This is a genomic window from Streptomyces sp. NPDC057638 (assembly GCF_042800315.1).
Taxonomy (GTDB): domain Bacteria; phylum Actinomycetota; class Actinomycetes; order Streptomycetales; family Streptomycetaceae; genus Streptomyces.
In genome coordinates this window covers 1-18,757 of the sequence record NZ_JBHVHF010000153.1, presented here as the reverse complement: position 1 = coordinate 18,757, position 18,757 = coordinate 1, and the positions used below count along the sequence as shown (strand labels likewise).

Annotated in this window: 14 protein-coding genes; 6 read left to right on the top strand and 8 right to left on the bottom strand. The window is 72.6% G+C overall.

What is annotated here, in order from left to right:
* Window positions 1–94 precede the first annotated feature (94 nt).
* Entirely contained in the window at window positions 95–1,306 is a 1,212-nt protein-coding gene (locus ACFVIM_RS20665) for an Ig-like domain-containing protein (RefSeq protein WP_384303238.1), read from the bottom strand.
* Window positions 1,307–1,772: 466 nt separating this feature from the next.
* Here ACFVIM_RS20665 and glgX point away from each other — a divergent pair, with 466 nt between their 5' ends.
* Complete coding sequence (glgX, locus tag ACFVIM_RS20660) at window positions 1,773–3,947, top strand: glycogen debranching protein GlgX (protein WP_384303236.1); 2,175 nt, start codon at window positions 1,773–1,775, stop codon at window positions 3,945–3,947.
* On the opposite strand, the gene ACFVIM_RS20655 is transcribed toward glgX, so the two are convergent.
* From ACFVIM_RS20655 to ACFVIM_RS20640, 4 genes are all read right to left on the bottom strand, one after another.
* Window positions 3,944–4,294 carry a hypothetical protein gene (locus tag ACFVIM_RS20655; protein ID WP_384303234.1) on the bottom strand — a complete coding sequence of 117 codons (351 nt, stop codon included), beginning with the start codon at window positions 4,292–4,294 and terminating at the stop codon, window positions 3,944–3,946. The genes glgX and ACFVIM_RS20655 overlap by 4 nt on opposite strands.
* A gap of 5 nt (window positions 4,295–4,299) precedes the next feature.
* On the bottom strand, window positions 4,300–4,728 hold the full coding sequence (locus ACFVIM_RS20650; protein WP_384303232.1) for a hypothetical protein: 429 nt from the start codon (window positions 4,726–4,728) through the stop codon (window positions 4,300–4,302).
* Entirely contained in the window at window positions 4,725–4,922 is a 198-nt protein-coding gene (locus ACFVIM_RS20645; RefSeq protein WP_384303230.1) for a hypothetical protein, read from the bottom strand. Before ACFVIM_RS20645 ends, ACFVIM_RS20650 begins: the two co-directional genes overlap by 4 nt.
* A 135-nt stretch (window positions 4,923–5,057) precedes the next feature.
* Window positions 5,058–6,272 (bottom strand): helix-turn-helix domain-containing protein, encoded by a 1,215-nt coding sequence (locus ACFVIM_RS20640; RefSeq protein ID WP_384303228.1) that lies wholly within the window; start codon window positions 6,270–6,272, stop codon window positions 5,058–5,060.
* 180 nt (window positions 6,273–6,452) lie between these two features.
* Here ACFVIM_RS20640 and ACFVIM_RS20635 point away from each other — a divergent pair, with 180 nt between their 5' ends.
* The gene (locus ACFVIM_RS20635) at window positions 6,453–7,034 is read left to right on the top strand and encodes a flavoprotein (RefSeq protein WP_384303226.1); all 582 of its coding nucleotides are present in this window, start codon (window positions 6,453–6,455) and stop codon (window positions 7,032–7,034) included.
* Between the two features lie 71 nt (window positions 7,035–7,105).
* On the top strand, window positions 7,106–7,690 hold the full coding sequence (locus tag ACFVIM_RS20630) for an HD family hydrolase (protein ID WP_384303224.1): 585 nt from the start codon (window positions 7,106–7,108) through the stop codon (window positions 7,688–7,690).
* Window positions 7,691–7,731: 41 nt separating this feature from the next.
* Here the strand turns inward: ACFVIM_RS20630 and cutA are convergent, their stop codons facing one another.
* Window positions 7,732–8,061 carry a divalent-cation tolerance protein CutA gene (cutA, locus tag ACFVIM_RS20625; protein WP_384303222.1) on the bottom strand — a complete coding sequence of 110 codons (330 nt, stop codon included), beginning with the start codon at window positions 8,059–8,061 and terminating at the stop codon, window positions 7,732–7,734.
* Window positions 8,062–8,285: 224 nt separating this feature from the next.
* On the opposite strand from cutA, the gene ACFVIM_RS20620 reads away from it, so the two are divergent.
* Both ACFVIM_RS20620 and ACFVIM_RS20615 read left to right on the top strand, forming a co-directional pair.
* Window positions 8,286–10,175: an ABC transporter ATP-binding protein gene (locus ACFVIM_RS20620; protein ID WP_384303220.1), complete on the top strand. Its 1,890-nt coding sequence runs from the start codon at window positions 8,286–8,288 to the stop codon at window positions 10,173–10,175.
* Window positions 10,172–12,061: an ABC transporter ATP-binding protein gene (locus ACFVIM_RS20615; RefSeq protein WP_384303218.1), complete on the top strand. Its 1,890-nt coding sequence runs from the start codon at window positions 10,172–10,174 to the stop codon at window positions 12,059–12,061. The genes ACFVIM_RS20620 and ACFVIM_RS20615 overlap by 4 nt, the downstream gene beginning before the upstream one ends.
* A gap of 97 nt (window positions 12,062–12,158) precedes the next feature.
* Here ACFVIM_RS20615 and ACFVIM_RS20610 read toward each other — a convergent pair whose 3' ends face one another.
* Both ACFVIM_RS20610 and ACFVIM_RS20605 read right to left on the bottom strand, forming a co-directional pair.
* On the bottom strand, window positions 12,159–13,772 hold the full coding sequence (locus ACFVIM_RS20610) for an IPT/TIG domain-containing protein (protein WP_384303216.1): 1,614 nt from the start codon (window positions 13,770–13,772) through the stop codon (window positions 12,159–12,161).
* 625 nt (window positions 13,773–14,397) lie between these two features.
* Window positions 14,398–15,444 carry an FAD-dependent oxidoreductase gene (locus ACFVIM_RS20605; protein ID WP_384303214.1) on the bottom strand — a complete coding sequence of 349 codons (1,047 nt, stop codon included), beginning with the start codon at window positions 15,442–15,444 and terminating at the stop codon, window positions 14,398–14,400.
* Between the two features lie 868 nt (window positions 15,445–16,312).
* Between ACFVIM_RS20605 and ACFVIM_RS20600 the strand changes: the two genes are divergently transcribed.
* The gene (locus ACFVIM_RS20600) at window positions 16,313–18,343 is read left to right on the top strand and encodes a M4 family metallopeptidase (protein WP_384303212.1); all 2,031 of its coding nucleotides are present in this window, start codon (window positions 16,313–16,315) and stop codon (window positions 18,341–18,343) included.
* Window positions 18,344–18,757: the final 414 nt, after the last annotated feature.

Here is an 18,757-nt window from a genome sequence, read left to right as displayed (position 1 = left end):
GCCGGGGAGAACGCCGGGCTCCGGGCGCCCGGCCAGGACTGGGCAGCCCGGGTAGCCCCGGGCGATCCCGGTTCATGGGCGGACGGTCGCCCGCTCACCCCAGTGCCGAACCCTGCTTCCACCGCTCCCAGGTGAGGTTCCAGCCACTGAGTCCGTTGTTCGCGGCGACGATCCGTTCCTTGGAGTTGACGACCTCGATCACGTCCCCGATCAGGGTCCGGTCGAAGAACCAGCCCGCCGGGGTCGACCCACCGCCGCCTTTCACATCGCGCAGCCCGACACAGCCGTGGCTGACGTTGGTCTGGCCGAAGACATCGCGCGAGGCCCAGTAGTTGCCGTGGAGGAAGGTCCCGGACCGGGTGAGGCGCATGGCGTGCGGGACGTCCTTGATGTCGTACTCGCCGCCGAAGCCGACGGTGTCCCCGTCCATCCGGGTCACCTCGAACATCTCGCTGACGACCATCTTCCCGTTGTACGTGGTCGACTTGGCGGATCCCGCGGTGATGGGCACGGTGGCGATCAGCCCGCCGTCACGCCACACCCGCATGGTCTTGGCCTCGGCGTCCACCTGGGAGACCTGGTGGCGGCCGACGGTGAAGGAGGCGGTGCGCCGCTGGACCCCGTAGGAGCCGGGCGCGCCCTGGACGTCACGGAGCTGGATGTCGACGGTGACCGTGGTGCCGGGGGCCCAGTACCGCTCGGGGCGGAAGTCGAGCCGGTCGGCGCCGAACCAGTGGCCGACGATCTCCACCGGGGGGTCGGAGGTGACCCGGATGGCGCGCTGGACGGCGGCCTGGTCCTGGATCTTCCGGTTGAAGTTGACGGAGACGATCATTCCGGTGCCCACGGTGGAGCGGTTCTCGGGTTTGAAGTAGCCGATGAAACGGTGTTCGGGAACCACGGTGGTGAAGGTGGTGTGACGGGCCGAGCGGCGGCCGTGGCCGTCGAGCGCGACGGCGTCCACCCGGTACTTGGCGGCGGTGGCCAGCCGCGCGCCGGGGTGGGGGCGCCACCGGAGCCCGTCATGGGAGATGGTGCCGGGGATCGGGGTGGGCGCGTCGCTCTCGATCCGGGTGACCGCGACGCGCTCCAGCCGCCCCTCGTCCAGGCGCACCTCCAGCCGTCCGTCGGGTCCGATGTCCTTGGCGCCGTCCTCGGGGACGACCCGGATGGCCTCTTCGGCCGAGCGCGGTTTGCTCGCGATGTCGAGGGCGCCGCCCGTGCAGCCGGAGAGCCCGGTCACCAGCGCGGTCGAGGTCAGAGCGGCCAGGGCGGAGCGTCTCGCCCACTTCAGTACATGTCTCACAAACCACCCAACGAGCCGGGTCCCGGCGGGGAAACGTGGGCGGATTGGGGGCGGGCCGCCGCAGGGCAGAAAGGAGGGGGAGGGCACGCGCCGCGTGGAGCCGCCGGGACACCCCACGCCACCCCGCCACCAGGGGAGCGCGCCGGGTGCCGAAGCAGCGGCGGGAGGCCGGCCGATGGCGAGCACAGCGCGGGGGCGGCGGGAACCGGACGAGAGGTCCGCCGCACCGGGGAGTCCGCCCGCCCATGAGGGCCCGGGAGGCCCGCCCGCACCTGTGGCCCCAGCCGCACCACGAAGTCCGGCCGCACCTGTGGCCCCGGCCGCACCGGGGAGTCCGCCCGCCCCTGTAGCCCCGGCCGCACCGGGAAGCCCGGCCACCCCTGCGGCCCCAGCCGCCCCAAGGAGCCCGGCCACCCACGCCTCGGGGAACCCGGCGGCACACCGGGCCCCGCCCGCGCCCGGCCCCGTGGCTCCCCCCGCCACCCCCACCGTCTGGCCCGGCTCCGAGCACCCCCTCGGCGCCCGCTGCCGTACCGGCCCCGGCCGGGTCGCCGGGACCAACTTCTCCCTCTGGGCGGGCGGCGCCGAGGCCGTCGACCTCTGCCTCTTCGACGACGACGGCACCGAGACCCGGCTCCCGCTGACCGAGTGGACCCATGAGATCTGGCACGGCTTCGTCCCCGGCGTGCGCCCCGGTCAGCGCTACGGCTACCGCGTCCACGGCCGCTGGGACCCGTGGACCGGTGCCCGCTTCAACCCGGCGAAGCTGCTGCTCGACCCGTACGCCCGCGCCGTCGACGGCGAGTTCTCGCTCCCGCCGGAGGTCTACGGTCATGTGCGGGACTGGCCCGAGCGCCATGTCGCCGACACGGTACGGGACGACCGCGACTCGGCCCCGTACGTCCCCAAGGGCGTGGTCCTGCACGACGAGGCGCCCGGCGACGAGTGGCGCGACGACCGGCGGCCGAAGACGCCGTGGGCCGACACGGTCATCTACGAACTGCATGTGCGGGGCTTCACCCGGCGCCATCCGGGGATCCCCGAGGAGCTGCGCGGGACGTACGCGGGCCTGGCCCATCCCGCCGCCATCGAGCATCTGACCCGGCTCGGGGTGACGGCGGTGGAGCTGCTGCCGGTGCACCAGTACGCGCACGAGGAACATCTCGTACGGCGGGGACTGCGCAACTACTGGGGCTACAACTCCATCGGCTACTTCGCCCCGCACGCCGCCTACGCGGCCAGCGGCACCCGGGGGCAGCAGGTCACCGAGTTCCGCCGGATGGTGCGCGCCCTGCACGCGGCCGGGATCGAGGTGATCCTGGACGTGGTCTACAACCACACGGCGGAGGCAGGCGAGTTCGGGCCGACGCTCTCGCTGCGCGGCATCGACAACCGGGCCTACTACCGGCTGCCGTCCGACGCCCGTGGCTACACCGACTACACCGGCTGCGGCAACACCCTCCATGTGGTCCGGCCGCAGGTGCTGCGGCTGATCACGGACTCGCTGCGGTACTGGGTGACCGAGATGGGGGTGGACGGCTTCCGCTTCGACCTCGCGGCGGCGCTCGCCCGCTCGATGCACGACGTGGACATGCTCTCGCCGTTCCTGGCGGTGATCTCCCAGGACCCGGTGCTGCGCCGGGTGAAGCTGATCGCCGAGCCCTGGGACGTCGGCTCGGGCGGCTACCAGGTGGGGGCCTTCCCGCCCCTGTGGACAGAGTGGAACGACCGCTACCGGAATGCGGTACGGGACTTCTGGCGCGGCGCGCTCCCCGACGTCCGCGATCTGGGCTATCGGCTCTCCGGCTCCAGCGACCTCTACTCCTGGGGCGGCCGACGCCCCTACGCCTCGATCAACTTCATCACCGCCCACGATGGCTTCACCCTGCGTGACCTGGTCAGTTACCACCAGAAGCACAACGAGGACAACGGCGAGTTCAACCGGGACGGCTCCAACGACAACCGCTCCTGGAACTGCGGCGCCGAGGGCGAGAGCGACGACCCGGACATCACGGCGCTGCGCCGCCGCCAGATGCGGAACCTGCTCACCACCCTGTTGATGTCCACGGGGGTGCCGATGCTGGTCGCGGGTGACGAGTTCGGCCGCACCCAGGGCGGCAACAACAACGCCTACTGCCAGGACAACGAGACGAGCTGGCTCGACTGGTCGCTGCCCGACACCCCCGACGGGCGCGCCCTGCTCGACCTCACCACCCGGCTGCTCACCCTGCGCCGCACCCACCTCGTCCTGCGCCGCCGCGCCTTCTTCTCCGGCCGCCCCCACACCGACGACGGCCTGCGCGATCTGGCCTGGTTCCGCCCCGACGGCCAGGAGATGACCGAACCCGACTGGTACGCCCCCGCCGCCACCCTCACCTTCTACCTCTCCGGCCGCGACATCCCCGGCCGCGACGCCTACGGCCGCCCCCTCACCGACGCCAGCTTCCTGATCGTCCTGCACGCCTCCCACCAACCGGCGGACATCACCCTGCCGGGCCCGCCCTGGGCGTCCGCGTACACGACCGTCGTCGACACGACGGACGACGACCAGTCCACCGCCCCCGAACGCCGGTACGAGGGCGGACAGACCCTCCCGGTCGCCGCCCGCTCGGCGCTGGTCCTGCGGGTGGAGCGCGGCTAGGCCCCCGGGCGGTGGTCGGTGTCCATATGGCGGCGGAGCAGGACGCGCGCGTCGGTGGCGGCGGAGTGGTCGTGGGCGGTGCGGGCCTCGCGTTCGGCGCTGACGAGGTCGTCGCACTCCGGGCAGGTGGGCGGTTCGTCCATGACGGCTTCCTTGGGTTGTGCGCGGAGGATGCGGGCGGCGCGTACGTCGCGTACGGGCACGTCCCAGCGGGTCAGTTGCTTCTTCAGCCACGCGTCGGAGACACCGAACTCGGCGGCGAGGGCCTTGAGGGTCTCGCCCGCGCGGTAGCGGTCGATGACGGCCGCCTTCTCGGCATGGACGTGGTCACGTCCGGTACGGGGCACGGCGGTCACCGCTTCCTGAACTGAGGAGGGGAGTAGGGCTGTACGAGGAGGACCCGGGCCCGCTGCGGACAGATCGCGAGCGTGTAGCGGTCCGGCCCATCCGGAACCACCACGGACACCGGTACGCCCTGCTCCAGCCGAGCGAAGGCCGCCCGCTCCTCACCCGGGTCGTCACACCACACCCGGATCTCGGTCGGAGCATCCGGCACCGGCACCCGCCCCATCCGCATCAGCTCCGTGACCCACGGCGACACCTCCGGATCCGGATCCAACCGGTCCGCCACCCACCGCGCCCGCTGCCGCAGCCACACCAGCGCGTCTTCCTGAGACCGCGTCCGAGTCGTGTCGAGGATGTACGGCAGCACGGCCCCGCTCCCGTGCACCGGCCCCTCCACCAGCACATAACAGAGATACGAAACAGGTGGCTCGCTCACACCGCACCACCGTCCTCCAGCAACCGCTCCAACTCGGCGTCCAGCCGGGCCTGACGCGCCTCAGCCGCCAGCCTCCAACTCCACTCATCGACACAGTCGGCATCCCAGCGCAGCCACAGCAGCTCGAACCCGAGCCCCAGCCGCTCCTCCGCCGACCCCAGCGCGAGCCCGAGCCACACCACGAGCCGCCTCACGGCAACCGCCCCCAAGGGGTGCGAGGGGATGCCTCAACGGCTGGGGATCTGGTGCTCTTCGGCTCCATTGCCATACCTGGATCTTCCAACTCACAGGCAGGGCACTACAGGGATGGAACGTCCTACTTTGGCGCGCTAACGCGTGATCCCCAGGAACGTGGCCAGCGTGCGCAGCCCCGGTGGGTGTGGGGAGCCGTTCCACAGGTCGCGGACGATGGCCACCGCGAGTGTGTGGTGCCGCATCCAGGCCGGTGCGACCCGGCGCAGGCTCTCCAGCGTTCGGACCGCCCCGGTCGCGTCGCCCCGGTCGGTGTGCGCGCGGGCGACGTCCAGCAGGAGCCAGGTGCGCCACGACGGTGGGGTGTCCTTGCTGAGCCGCATCCCCTTGGCCAGGGCCAGGGCCTCCTCGGGGCGCTCGTGCTGGACGGCCAGTCGCACCCGTTCGATCCGCACGGACGACCGGCTGAAGACCGACACCAGCTTGCCGTCGACCGGCGGCGGCAGCCTGGCGAGGCGCCCGGCGGCCTTCTCCGCCTCCGTCATCATCAGGTTGGCCGTCTCATAGTCGTCGCTGCGCGCGTAGGACGTGGCGGCGGACATCAGCAGACCGCCCCACACCCGCACCCCCTCCGCCGTGTCCGTGTATCTCCCCTCGACACTGTCAGCGGCGTGAACGGCCAGGGCACGCGCGTCATCCAGCCGGGCCTGACGCTGATACGCCCAGGCCACCGAGTTCGCCACCATCGGCGCGAGCAGCGGATCCGACGACTGCCCAGCGGCCATATGGGCACGCTCCAGCGCCGACAGGGCGAGGTCGGTCTTCCCCAGCCGGACAGCCAGATGGCCGCCCAGTTGCAGCGCCTTGCCCAAGGCCGCCTGCCCCGCGGCGCGCTGCTCGGCGCTCCCCACGGCCGCCAGCAGCCGCGCGTCAGCGATCACACCCGGCAGCGCCTCCATGAGACGGCCGAAGTCCGCCGCGTGGTACAGCGTCCACCCGTCGGCCAGCTCCGCCCGCACCAGGGACAGCGACAGCCGCTCCACCCCCGTCGGCTCGACCGGGGGCGCGAACAACGGCGGCATGATCGCCCGCCGCACGGCCACCAGGTGCGGCGGATCCGCGTCACCACTCGACAGAGCCCCCGGAGGATCACCCAACAGGGCCGTCAACTCCACCCCCAGCCCACTGGCCAGCGCGTGCAGGGTCGGCAGCCTCGCACTGTGCTTCCGATGCTGCTCCAGCTTCCGGATCACATCCACACAGACCCCGGAACGCTCCGCCAAACCCTCCTGCGTCAAGCCAGCGAGACGACGCAGCCTTCCGACCCGGTCACCCACATGGTCAGCACCCATACCGACGAAGCTACGCCGTAGCGTGCCGCTGGAATGGCAGAAGAACCAGCACCACCCCAGACAGGACGCGGTATCCGTCATGCGTGGGGTACAGCGGCACAGCACGGACTCTCAACACCCCTTAACCGATTCCCCCGACGTCCCGTTGCGCGCGTTGGCCGGACGCTGTGGACTCCGCGCATGAGCGAGCGAGTTCTCTATCTGATCGCGTGTGCCGCCGGTCCCACCCAGTACATCGATGACGGCGTCCGCGCGGCGCGGCGCGCGGGCTGGGAGGTGTGTCTGATCCTGACGCCGTCCGCCGCCCGGTGGTGGCGGGAGCGGCTGGGTGAGCTGGTGGAGCTGACCGGGCGCCCGGTGCGGTCCCAGTACAAGTTGCCGGGTGAGGGGGACGCGCTGCCGAAGGCCGATGCCATGCTCGTGGCACCTCTGAGCTGTACGAGTCTGAACAAGTGGGGCGCGGGGATCGCCGACACCCTGGCGATCGGCCTGGTCTCCGAGGCGGTGGGCATGGGCATCCCCGTGCTGGCCATGCCGTACTTCAACCAGGCCCAGGGCCGCCAGCCCGCCGTGGCCCGCAGCATCGCGGACCTGCGCGCCCAAGGCGTCCACTACCTGGACGGCCCCGACGGCTACACCTCCCACCTGCCCCAACAGGGCAACCCGAAGGCGTTCCCCTGGGCCACCGCGCTCACCGCCACCGAGAAGGCGGCCTCTCAGCCACGCACCGCCCCGACGCAGACGAAGGCCACGACCCCATGACCCTCACCCAACGAGCCACTACCCTCCTCATCCGCACAGGCTGACCCGGAACACTTGAAAGGAGTCCTGCTGTGGCTGACGACCTGTCGGCGGTGGCGCGCTTTCTGTACGAAGCGGGCACGCTCAAGCACGCGCGCCGGACGGGCTGGTGGATGGCCGGGGTGCGCGATCCGGAGTCCGTGGCCGAGCACTCCTGGCGTACGTCTCTGATCGCGTCGGTCATCGCCAAGCTCGAAGGCGCCGACCCTGCGCGCGCCGCGTTCCTCGCCGTCTGGCACGACACCCAGGAGACGCGCACAGGCGATGTGAACCACCTGGGGAAGAAGTACTCCGCCCCGGCGGACCCTCGGGCGATCACCGCCGACCAGGTTTCCGGCATGCCGGAACTCCTGGCCGCGACCGTGCGGGAGCTGATCGAGGAGTACGAGGCCAAGGAGTCGCCGGAGGCGATCTGCGCGCGGGACGCGGACAAGCTGGAGTGCATGCTCCAAGGCATCGAGTACAGGGCTCAGGGGTACGAGAGCGCACAGCGGTGGATCGACAACAGCCGGGGCCGCATCGTCACCGAGACCGGCCAGCAGCTGGCGGACGAACTGCTGAGCCAGGGCCCGCTGGAGTGGCTGCGCGCCGCCCTTGGGGAGAAGCCGGACTCCTGAGGCGACCGGGTCCGGTCCCGGCCCGCGCACCCCGGCCCCGCCTACTCCTCCCGCCCCGTCTCCTCCCCCACCCACCCCAGATACGCCCGCGACCCCGCGTCCACCGGCAGCACGATCCACTGCGGCACGTCATAGCCGTGGGCGGCCACCACCCACGCCTCCAGTTCCGGGAGGCGTTCGCGGGTGGTCTTGTAGGAGATCCGCCATTCGCGCTCGCGCTGGATCTCGCCCTGCCAGCGGTAGACCGCCGTGACGGGGGCGTCGATATGGGCACAGGCCGCGAGGCGGCGTTCGACCGCGCCCCGGGCGAGGGCTTCCGCCGCCGTCTCGTCGTCGGTGGTGGTCTGGGCGATCACGACATCCGTTGCCACGGTGACTCTCCTCTGTCGGCCTCGAAGACCCTACCGAGGGGGCGCGGCGGCGGCCGGGGACACGCGCCGCCCGTGCCCCCGCGCACTGCCGTACCAGCCGGAACCAGCCCTCGCGCCCCACCGCGATTCCATGAGCGAAACAGCAGGCCAGCGCGGTGACCGGGCGCACATCACACGGAATAAGGGGTGAGTTCTGTCAGGTATGAACCGTACGCTCGCTCCTGATGTCCACCACACACATACCCCCCGAGCGCCGCTCCGCCGTCCGCACCCTGCTCCGGCTGTGGCCCTATCTGCGGCCCATTCGCGGCCGGTTCTTCCTCGCCGCGTTCGTCGCGATCGTGGCCTCCTGTCTGAGCCTGGTGATCCCGTTGATCCTGAAGTGGATCGTGGACGGGCCGATCGCGGACCGGGATCCCGGCGGGGTGTGGCTGGGGGCGCTGGGGCTGCTGGTGCTCGGGCTCGCGGAGGCGCTGCTCTTCGGGTTCCGGCGGTGGCTGGTGGCGCGGCCGATGGCGAGCGTCGAGGCGTCGATGCGGGGGGATCTGTACGGGCATCTCCAGCGGCTGCCGATCGCGTTCCACGACCGGTGGGCGTCGGGGCAGATGCTGTCGCGGGCGACCAGCGATCTGATGCTGATCCGGATGTTCCTGACCTTCCCGCTCACCTTCCTGGTGGTCAACGGGACCACCATCGCGGTGGGCTTCGTGATCCTGATGATGCAGGAGTGGACGCTGGGGCTGGTGCTGCTGGCGCCGGTCGTGCCGCTGGTGGTGCTGTGTGCCGCCTTCGAGAAGCGGTTCTCGGTGGCGGCACGGCGGGCCCAGGACCAGGTGGGCGATCTGACGACGGTGGTCGAGGAGAGCGTCCTCGGCATCCGGGTGATCAAGGGCTTCGGCCGTCACCGCAGCCAGGAGCGCGCCTTCCGCGAGATGGCGGGCCAGTTGCGCGGCACCGAGCTGCTCAAGGGGCGGCTGCTGGCGGGCATCTGGGCGCTGATCACGATCATCCCGGAGCTGGCGGTCGGCGCGGCCCTGGTGCTCGGTACGGTCCAGGTCGCGGACGGTGATCTGTCGGCGGGCACGCTGGTGGCGTTCCTCTCCACGGCGCTGGCGCTGCGCTGGCCGGTGGAGTCGATCGGTTTCCTGCTCGCGATGAGCCAGGAGGCCGCCACCTCGACGGAACGGTTCTTCGAGGTGATGGACGAGCAGCCGGAAGCGGAGACGGCGACTGGGGAGAGAGCGGGGGCCGGTGCCCCTGGCGGTATCCGCTTCGACGGCGTCCGGTTCCGCTTCCCCGACGCGGCGGCCGGTTCCACCCCCGTACTCGACGGCATCGACCTCGTCATACCGACCGGCCAGACGCTCGCGCTCGTCGGCGCCACCGGCAGCGGCAAGACCGCGCTGACCGCGCTCATCCCCCGGCTGCATGAGCTGACGGAGGGGCGGATCACCCTCGACGGCGAGGACATCACGGCCATGGACCGGGAGCGGCTGCGGTCGCTGGTGGCGGTGGCCTTCGAGGAGCCGACCCTGTTCTCCGCGAGCGTCGGGGAGAACGTGCTGATGGGCACGGCGGACGAGCCGGGCGCGGACGATCTGGAGCGGGCGCTGGAGGTGGCGCAGGCCGGTTTCGTCCGGTCGCTGCCGCAGGGCGCCGACACCGAGGTCGGGGAGCAGGGGCTGAGCCTCTCCGGTGGTCAGCGCCAGCGGCTGGCGCTGGCGCGGGCGGTCGTGGGCCGTCCCCGGTTCCTGGTGCTGGACGATCCGCTCTCCGCGCTGGATGTGCATACGGAGGCGCGGGTGGAGGCCGCGCTGCGGCGGGTGCTGAAGGACACCACCGCGCTGGTGGTCGCCCACCGGCCCTCGACGGTGCTGCTGGCCGACCGGGTGGCGCTGCTGTCCGGCGGCCGGATCACGGCCGTCGGTACGCATCACGAACTGCTGCGGGACTGTCCCGAGTACGCCTGGCTGATGTCCGGTGCGGAGGGTGCGGACACCACAGAGGGCACTGACGGTACGGAGAAGGAGGGGGCCGGAGGCGCCACCGCTCCGGACCTGACGCAGGCCGCCGTCTCCGGCGCCCCCCTCGACCTGGAAGGAGAGCGGAGATGACGGCCGCCACCACCCCCGCCCCGTCCGCCACCCTCGACGACGACACCCCCCTCGCGACCGGAGCGACCGGACCGGCCGGATCAGCCGGTGACCCCTTCGACCGGGACGATCTGCCGAGCGCCAAGGGCGCCACCGGCAGGCTGCTGCGCTCGCTGCTCGCGCCGCACCGGGCGCGGGTCGCCTGGATCGCGGTGGTGCTGCTGGTCCAGCAGGCCGCCGTGCAGGCGGGCCCGCTGCTGGTGGCGTACGCGATCGACCGGGGGGTGCCCGCGCTCCGGGAGAACGACTACGGGCCGCTGATCGCGGTCGCCGTCGCCTACGCGCTGAGCGCGATCGGCGGCGGGCTGTTGCAGCACCGCTTCATCGTCTCCTCGACCCGGCTCAGCCAGGACGCGCTGCTGGATCTGCGGGGCCGGATCTTCCATCACGCGCAGGCGCTGAGCGTCGACTTCCACGACCGTTACACCTCCGGGCGGCTGATCGCCCGGTCGACCACGGATGTGGAGTCGTTGCGGGAGCTGCTCGGGGAGGGGCTCCAGGAGCTGATCCACGTCATCCTGTCGTTTGTCTCCATCTGTGTGCTGCTGCTCTGGCTCGACCTGGGTCTGGGCGCGGTCGCGCTGGCCTCCTTCGTACCGCTGTACGTGATCATCCGCGTCTACCAGCGGCGGGTGAACGTCCTCTACGGCGAGCGGTCGACGGCGATGGCCGGGGTGATCGTGAAGTTCACGGAGACGATGAACGGGATCCGTCCGGTGCGCGCGTTCCGCCGGGAGCGGGTCAACGCGGAGCGGTTCGCCCAGCTCAACGCGCGCCACCAGCGCAGCAACGGCGATGTGATGCTGGAGCTGGCGCTCTTCGTCGTCGGCTCCCGGCTGGTCGCCAACACCACCGTCGCCGGGATCGTGCTCTGGGGCGCGTACCGGGTCGCCGACGGCACGCTGGCGCTGGGGGTGCTGGCGGCGGCGGTGCTGTATCTGCGGCGGTTGTACGACCCGATCGACCGGCTGGGGATGTTCCTCAACTCCTACCAGTCGGCGGCGGCCTCGCTGACGAAGATCGCGGGTCTGCTGGCGCAGCTCCCGGGCGTGCCCGAGGCCGAGCACCCCCGTGAGCTGCCGGAACGGGCCGGGGACCGGCCGGGCCGTGAGGTCGTCTTCGAGGGGACGCGGTTCGCCTACCGTACGGGCGGTGAGGTGCTGCCGCGCTTCGATCTGACGGTTCCGGCGGGCCAGACGGTCGCGGTCGTGGGCTCCACGGGCGCGGGCAAGTCGACCCTGGCCAAGCTGCTGGCCCGGTTCTACGACCCGACCGAGGGCCGGGTGCTGCTGGACGGCACCGATCTGCGCGAGCTGGAGACGGCGGAGCTGCGGCGCGGGGTGGTGATGGTGACCCAGGAGGCGTTCCTCTTCTCCGGCACGGTCGCCGAGAACATCGCCATCGGCCGCCCGGACGCCACCCGCGAGGAGATCGAGCGGGCCGCGAAGGCGATCGGCGCGCATGAGTTCATCTCGGGCCTGCCGGACGGCTACGACACGGATGTACGGAAACGGGGTGGCCGTATCTCGGCCGGTCAGCGCCAGCTGGTGGCGTTCGCCCGGGCGCTGCTGGCCGATCCGGCGGTGCTGATCCTGGACGAGGCGACCAGTTCGCTGGACATCCCGGGTGAGCGGGCGGTGCAGCGGGCCATGGACACGGTGCTGCGGGGCCGTACGGCGGTCGTGATCGCGCACCGGCTCTCCACGGTGGAGGTCGCGGACCGGGTGCTGGTGATGGAGCACGGCCGGGTCGTGGAGGACGGCGCGCCGGGTGAGCTGATCGGCGGCACGGGCCGCTTCGCGGAACTGCACCGGGCGTGGCGGGAGAGCGTGGTACGGGAGGGCTGAGTCCGGGATCCACGGTGGGCGATCCGGTGGCGCACGCCTCAGGCGGTGGGGTGCCGGGTCGGCGCCCATCGGCACGGGGCCGGTGGGCGCGCCCGGCTCAGTCCTTCTCGTAGGTGAACTCGTCGGCGGGGCTGGTGGGTGAGGTGGCCACGCCGACCGTCACGGTGACGTTCACCGTCGTACCGTCGGCCGATCCCGTGTCCGCCGTCGTCGGCAGGCGGCGGGGGACATGGGCGGTGATCTGAGTCGGGGGCTCGACGTGGACGCGGCCCTCGGCCGGGTTCTTGCCGAAGTGCACGGCCGCGCCGTCGGCGAAGCCCGAGCCGGTGATGGTGACCGGGTCGCCGTGGGTCCCCTCGTCCGGGGCGACCGCGCTGACCACGACCGGCGCGAGCCCGCCGTACGCGAACTGCCCGAGCGGGACGGCGGGTGAGGTGCCGAGGCCGTTGGTGACGCGGACGTCCACGATGCCCAGCCCGGCGGGGGCGAGCGCCCGGATCACCGTCCCGGAGGGGTCGACGCTGAACTCGGCGCACGGGATCGGGCCGAAGTCGAGGACGCTCTCCGCGCTGAACCCGGTGCCGGTGACGGTGACCGGTGTGCCGCCGTCGCCGGTGGTGGTGCTGAGCGAGGTCACCACCGGCCCGGGGGTCAGGAGGGGCGCGCCCAGCAGGGCCAGATAGGTGGCGTTGGCGTGCTGGTAGGCGAGCTGGCCCAGATAGTCGGCGGTGGTCCTGCGGACGAGGCGTCCGTCGTGGGCCGCGTAGTCCCCGTTCAGTACCGGGAGGGTGGCCTGGGGCTGGACGTAGAGGTTGCCCTTGCGGAGGGTGTCGATCTCCTTGAGGAGGAGGAGCACCTCGTCCGTGGCCGCCGGTCCCGGCGGGTCCTGGAACCAGCTTCCCGCCGAGGTCAGGTTCCACCAGGCGAGCGGGACCACGTCCCAGGCGTTGGCGTACCGCCCGTACGCGCTCCAGGGCACGGTGTCGACGTACGAGGCGAAGTCCTCAAGACCGGCGGTGGGGGCGGCGAAGGTGAACAGGGCGAACCGGGGCTCGCTCGGCGACCAGTCCCGCGCCTGGAGATGGGTGGCCAGCAGGGTCGCGACGGCGCCGCCGAGGCTGTGTCCGGTCACATAGACGGTGGGCTGCGGCGCGGCGGGCGCGAGGGCGAGCAGCGCGGCCAGCGCCTGGACCAGGGGCGAGCCGGAGGGGATGGGCAGGGCGGGCCCCGACCGCTCGTACGGTTCGGCGGCGGCGCCGGTCCTGCCCGGGGTGCCGGTGGTGCCGGGCGCGTTGACGACCTGGGTGAAGGCGGCCATGGCCCCGGCGGAGACGGGCAGGGCCGTGCCGTTGACCGGGAACGGCACGATCGTGCCGACGTCGAGGTCCTCCATCATGTCGACGGGGTGGTCGATGGTGCCCCGGATGATGACGGCGAACTCGTTCGAGCCGTCGAAGTTCTGGGCGATGTACGCCATGTTCGCGTTGTCGGGGCTCAGCCCGAGCCATACCAGCCGCCACAGGGCGGCGCCCGTGGCCAGGCCCGGATCGGTGAGCTGGGTCCAGATGCCGCCCATCATGCGCAGGGCCTGTGCCTCCTGCGACTCACCGGACGGGCGCGGGGTCGCCGCCGTGGCGGCGATGGCGGAGAGGGTCATGGTGACCTGGGCGGGGGTGGGGTCGCTCGGGGTGGACCGGGGCGCCGTCGTCATGGGGGGCTCCTTGGGGCTCCTGGGGACTGACCGGGCCCCCTGGGGTGGGTTCGGGGCGGTCGGAGGGCGGGCCGCCGGGCCGCTCCCGTGGACTCGTGGGCTCGTGGGCTCGTGGGCTCGTGGGCTCGTGGGCTCGTGGGCTCGTGGGCTCGTGGGCTCGTGGGCTCGTGGGCTCGTGGGAGGGGCGGGTGCACGGCCGGTGGCGGTGGTTCCCCCGGCACGCCGACTAACGCTTTGATGCTATTGATCCCGTTTCACCGGGAGGTGCTGGCTGGGGTCGGGCGGTCCCGCGGAGGCATGGATTTCAGGCTCACGGCCCAGTGCCGGGCGGGTTGGGGGCGTGCTGGACGGGTGGGTGGCGGGTTCGGGGCGCGACGGCAGGCGAGTGGCGGGTCGGGCGTGGGCGCCCAGCCCGGAGGCTCAGGGCGTGCGGGCCCGGCCCGACAGTCCGTCCGGACCGGCGCTCCCGTCCGACCTGGCGCCCGGCCCGCCCGACGGCCCAGGCCCGGACCGACAGCCCCGGCCAACCCGGCACCCCCGCCCCGGACCGGCACCCCAGGCCCGAGCCGGCGCCCGGCCAGCCCTGTGCCCCGGCCAGACGCGCCTCCCGGCGGCGCCCGCGCCCTCAGCCCGGGAGCAGCCGCAGCAGCGCGTCCCGCGCGCCCGTGTGGGAGGTCATCGCGAAGCGGTGCAGCGTACGGGAACCGAGGGCGACGCGCTGTGCCGGGCGGCGGCGCTCGCGGTCGTAGGCGCGCAGCGCGGCGGGGACGGCGGCCGGGCCGTGGGTGGTGAGCGCCCGGGTCAGGGCCTCGGCGTCGAGGATCGCCGTGCAGGCGCCCTGGCCGAGGTTGGGGGTCATGGCGTGGGCCGCGTCGCCGACGAGGGCGACCCCGGAGGGGTGGACGAAGGACGGCAGGGCGGGGTGGAGATGGCGCATCTCGTAGCGGATCCAGTGCGCGGGGTCGCCCTCGGCGAGAAGGCGCGGGATGGGGTCGTGCCAGCGGGCGAAAGTGTCGCGCAGTTCACCGGCGGTGGTGGCCTCGGGGACCGTGGCGTACCAGTTGGTGCGGCCGGGTTCGACCGGGGTCATGCCGAAGAAGGCGCCCCGGCCCCAGGTCTCCCCGTACCGCCCGGTCTCGATGTCGGTGATGCCGATCCAGGCGACGGTGCCGACGGTGCGGACCGCGCTTCGGCGGCCGAAACGGGCGGTGCGCACGGCGCTGTTGATCCCGTCGGCGCCGATGACGAGATCGCGGCCGCGCGCGAGTTCGGGGACGTCGGCGACATGGTGGCCGAAGCGCACCGGGACATCGCCGAAGGCGTCCAGCGCGGCGACGAGGGCGTCGAGGAGATGGGGGCGGGAGATGAGGAGCTCGGGACGGCCCGCCGCGCGCTCGACGCGCTCCAGCGGGAGGCGGGCCAGGACGCGGCCGTCGGGTCTGCGGATCTGGGCGCTTCGGTAGGGGACGGCGCGCTCGGTGAGGGCGCGGCCCACGCCGAGGCGGTCGAGCGCGGTCTGGGCGGTGGGGTGGATGCCGAGCGCGGTGCCGTACCGCTCCAGGCCGGCGCGGCGTTCGAGGATCTCGACCGTCCATCCGGCCCGCCGGAGCCCGATGGCCGTGGCGAGCCCGGCGATCCCCGCGCCGACGACCACTGCGCTGCCGCTGTTCATGACGCCTCCCCGTTAGGTCCATGACGATGCCTTCTGTCGTATCAGATGGCGCCGGGCGTCTTGCGGTTAACTCACGTCTCTTGAGTCTCAGTTGGAGCAGGGGCTGGTGTCCACGGACGCCCCCCGGGGGGGCGACGGGTGGCCCCGGGGCGTTCACCGGAGGCCGGACGCGGGACCCGGGGGCGTTCACCGAACACCGGACGCGCGACCGTACGGCTCCACGGAACGCCGAGCACCCAACGCCGAACGCCAGACGCAGGACACCCCACGCCCGACATCAGACGCCGGACACCCAACGCCGGACGCCGACCGCCAGACGCCGAACACCCAACGCCGGACGCCGACCGCCAGACGCCGAACACCGACCCGTGCGGCTCGGCGTGGCCGGAAATCCCCGCCCGCCGCGTATTGCGGGCGCGTTGCGGCCCGGTGCCCCGCCCTGGCCGGGTGCCATCCGGCGCCCCACGTCCGGCGCGGCCGCGTCCGGCCCTCTCGGCGCCGCACCCCCGGGCCTCCATGCCGCTTCCCCGGTGTGGCGGGCGTCGGCGGCGACGGCGGCCAGGACACATCGCCGCAATGTCCGCTCAACGAACATGACCTCTCGGTGAACGGACGAGTTCCGGCCAATGCCTGACGCGCCCCTGACAACTCCGTCGACTTCCTGCCACTCTTCCTGCGCGGTCCCCGGCACACCGTGCCACCGACCGGGACCGCGCCGGGACCGCGCCGGGACCGCGCCGCATCACCCGCGCCCCACCGCTTGACCAGCACAGAGCCCGGAGCACCCGCCCAGTTCTCCCGTTCCACCCGCTCCGCCCGGCCGGCGCACCGTCCGCCGCCCGGTCCCCCACTCGCCGAAGGAGTCCGCGTGAGACCCACCCACCGCAGACGCGCCACCGCGACCGGAGCCCTGATCGCCGCCGCCGCGCTCGTCGCCGGTTTCCAGGCCACCGCGCCCGCCGCCGCCGATCCCGTCTCCGCCGCCCCCACCGCCGTACGGGCGGGCACGGCCGACCCCGGGGCGCTGCCGCGCGCCCTGACGCCCGAGCGCCGGGGCGAGCTGATACGCGAGCGGAGCGCGGACTCCGCCACCACCGCGCGCCAGCTCGGACTCGGCGCCCAGGAGAAGTTGCTGGTGCGCGATGTCGCCGAGGACCGCGACGGCACCACCCACACCCGCTATGAGCGCACCTACGCCGGGCTGCCCGTGCTCGGCGGCGACCTCGTGGTCGCCGAGACCCGCGCCGGGGCGCGCGAGTCGGTGGTACGGGCCTCCAGCGCCCGGCTCACGGGGCTGCGCACCACCGCCGCCGTCACCCCGGCCGCCGCCGAGCGGCAGGCGCTGGCGCGGGCGAAGGCCGAGGGCTCCACCAGGACGAGCGCGGAGCGCGCGCCGCGCCGGGTCATCTGGTCGGCGCAGGGCGCCCCCGTCCTGGCGTACGAGACGGTCGTCGGCGGGCTCCAGCACGACGGCACCCCCAATGAACTGCACGTCATCACGGACGCCCACACGGGCGCGAAGCTCTTCGAGTGGCAGGCCGTCAAGAACGGCACCGGTCACACCCAGTACAGCGGCCAGGTGACGATCGGCTCCACCCCGTCCGGCGGAAGCTACACCCTCACCGACACGGGCCGGGGCAACCACCGCACCAACAACCTCAACCGGGGCACGTCCGGCACCGGGACCCTCTTCAGCGGCCCCGACGACACCTGGGGCAACGGCACATCCGCCGACCCGGAGACCGCGGGCGCCGACGCCGCCTACGGAGCCGGGCTGACCTGGGACTACTTCAAGAACGTGCACGGCCGCAACGGCATCAGGGGCGACGGCGTGGGCGCCTACTCCCGGGTCCACTACGGCACCAACTACTCCAACGCCTTCTGGACCGACGGCTGCTTCTGCATGACGTACGGGGACGGCGCGGGCAACGCCAAGCCGCTGACCTCCATCGACGTGGCCGCGCATGAGATGACGCACGGGCTCACCTCCGCCACCGCCCGGCTGATCTACAGCGGCGAGTCCGGCGGCCTCAACGAGGCCACCTCGGACATCTTCGCCGCCGCCGTCGAGTTCCACGGCGCCAACGCCCAGGACCCCGGCGACTATCTGGTCGGCGAGAAGGTCGACATCCGGGGCAACGGCACCCCGCTGCGGTACATGGACCGCCCCAGCCGTGACGGCCGCTCCCAGGACGCCTGGTACTCGGGCATCGGCGGCATCGATGTCCACTACTCCTCCGGCCCGGCCAACCACTGGTTCTATCTGGCCTCCGAGGGCAGCGGCGCCAAGACCATCAACGGCGTGAACTACGACTCGCCGACCTCCGACGGACTGCCCGTCACCGGCATCGGCCGCGAGAAGGCCGCGCTGATCTGGTTCAAGGCGCTGACCACCAAGTTCACCTCCTCCACCAACTACGCGGGGGCCCGCGCCGGGACGCTCGCCGTCGCCACCGAGCTGTACGGGGCGGGGAGCGCCGAGGTGAAGTCGGTGACCGACGCGTGGGCCGCCGTCAACGTCGGCGGACGTCCCGGCGGCGGCAACCCGCCCGGACCGGAGTTCGAGAACACCGCCGATGTCGCCATCCCGGACAACGGCCCGGCCGTCACCAGCCCGGTCACCGTCTCCGGTGTCCCCGGCAACGCCCCGGCGGCGCTGCGGGTCACCGTCGACATCCCGCACACCTGGCGCGGTGACCTGGTGGTCGACCTGCTCGCGCCGGACGGGAGCGTCTACCCGCTGAAGCCCTTCAACTCCGGTGACTCGGGCGACAACGTGCAGGAGACCTACACGGTGAACGCCTCGTCCGAGGTGGCCAACGGCGTCTGGAACCTGCGGGTCCAGGACCGGGCCGCCCAGGACACCGGCTTTATCAACAGCGTGAAGCTCTCCTTCTGACCCCCTTGCCGCCGGGCCCGGTCCGCCAGGGCCCGCCCCTCTCCGCGATCGATCCCCCCTTCCGCCGCTCTCCCTGAGGCTCCCCTCCCCCGGAGGGCATCCGCCCGGGGCGGACTCCGGTCCGTCCCGGGCATCCGCACGCCCGCCGCGCATCCGTTCCCGCTTTCGGCCGCGCTTTCAACGGTGCCCCCGTCTCCGCACGGTCGCCGGGGAGTTGTCGGCGCGTGCGCCGTCCGTATCCCGGCAGGCTCCGGCGCGCTCTCCGCGCGCCGCGCGGCTCTCACCGGAGCACCGGGAACGCCATTCCGGAGCGGGCAAGCGCTTACACCCGTCTTCGCTCTCCCGGGTGAATCCCACCGGGGTTTGTTTTCGAAAGAGACGAACACCAGGGCGACTTCTTGACCCGCTCAAGAC

Excerpts from the sequence above, each read along its gene's own strand:
- ACFVIM_RS20610 (WP_384303216.1), bottom strand. The coding sequence starts at position 13,772 with ATGACGACGGCGCCCCGGTCCACCCCGAGCGACCCCACCCCCGCCCAG.
- ACFVIM_RS20635 (WP_384303226.1), top strand. The coding sequence starts at position 6,453 with ATGAGCGAGCGAGTTCTCTATCTGATCGCGTGTGCCGCCGGTCCCACC.
- ACFVIM_RS20605 (WP_384303214.1), bottom strand. The coding sequence starts at position 15,444 with ATGAACAGCGGCAGCGCAGTGGTCGTCGGCGCGGGGATCGCCGGGCTC.
- ACFVIM_RS20620 (WP_384303220.1), top strand. The coding sequence starts at position 8,286 with ATGTCCACCACACACATACCCCCCGAGCGCCGCTCCGCCGTCCGCACC.
- ACFVIM_RS20640 (WP_384303228.1), bottom strand. The coding sequence starts at position 6,272 with ATGGGTGCTGACCATGTGGGTGACCGGGTCGGAAGGCTGCGTCGTCTC.
- ACFVIM_RS20615 (WP_384303218.1), top strand. The coding sequence starts at position 10,172 with ATGACGGCCGCCACCACCCCCGCCCCGTCCGCCACCCTCGACGACGAC.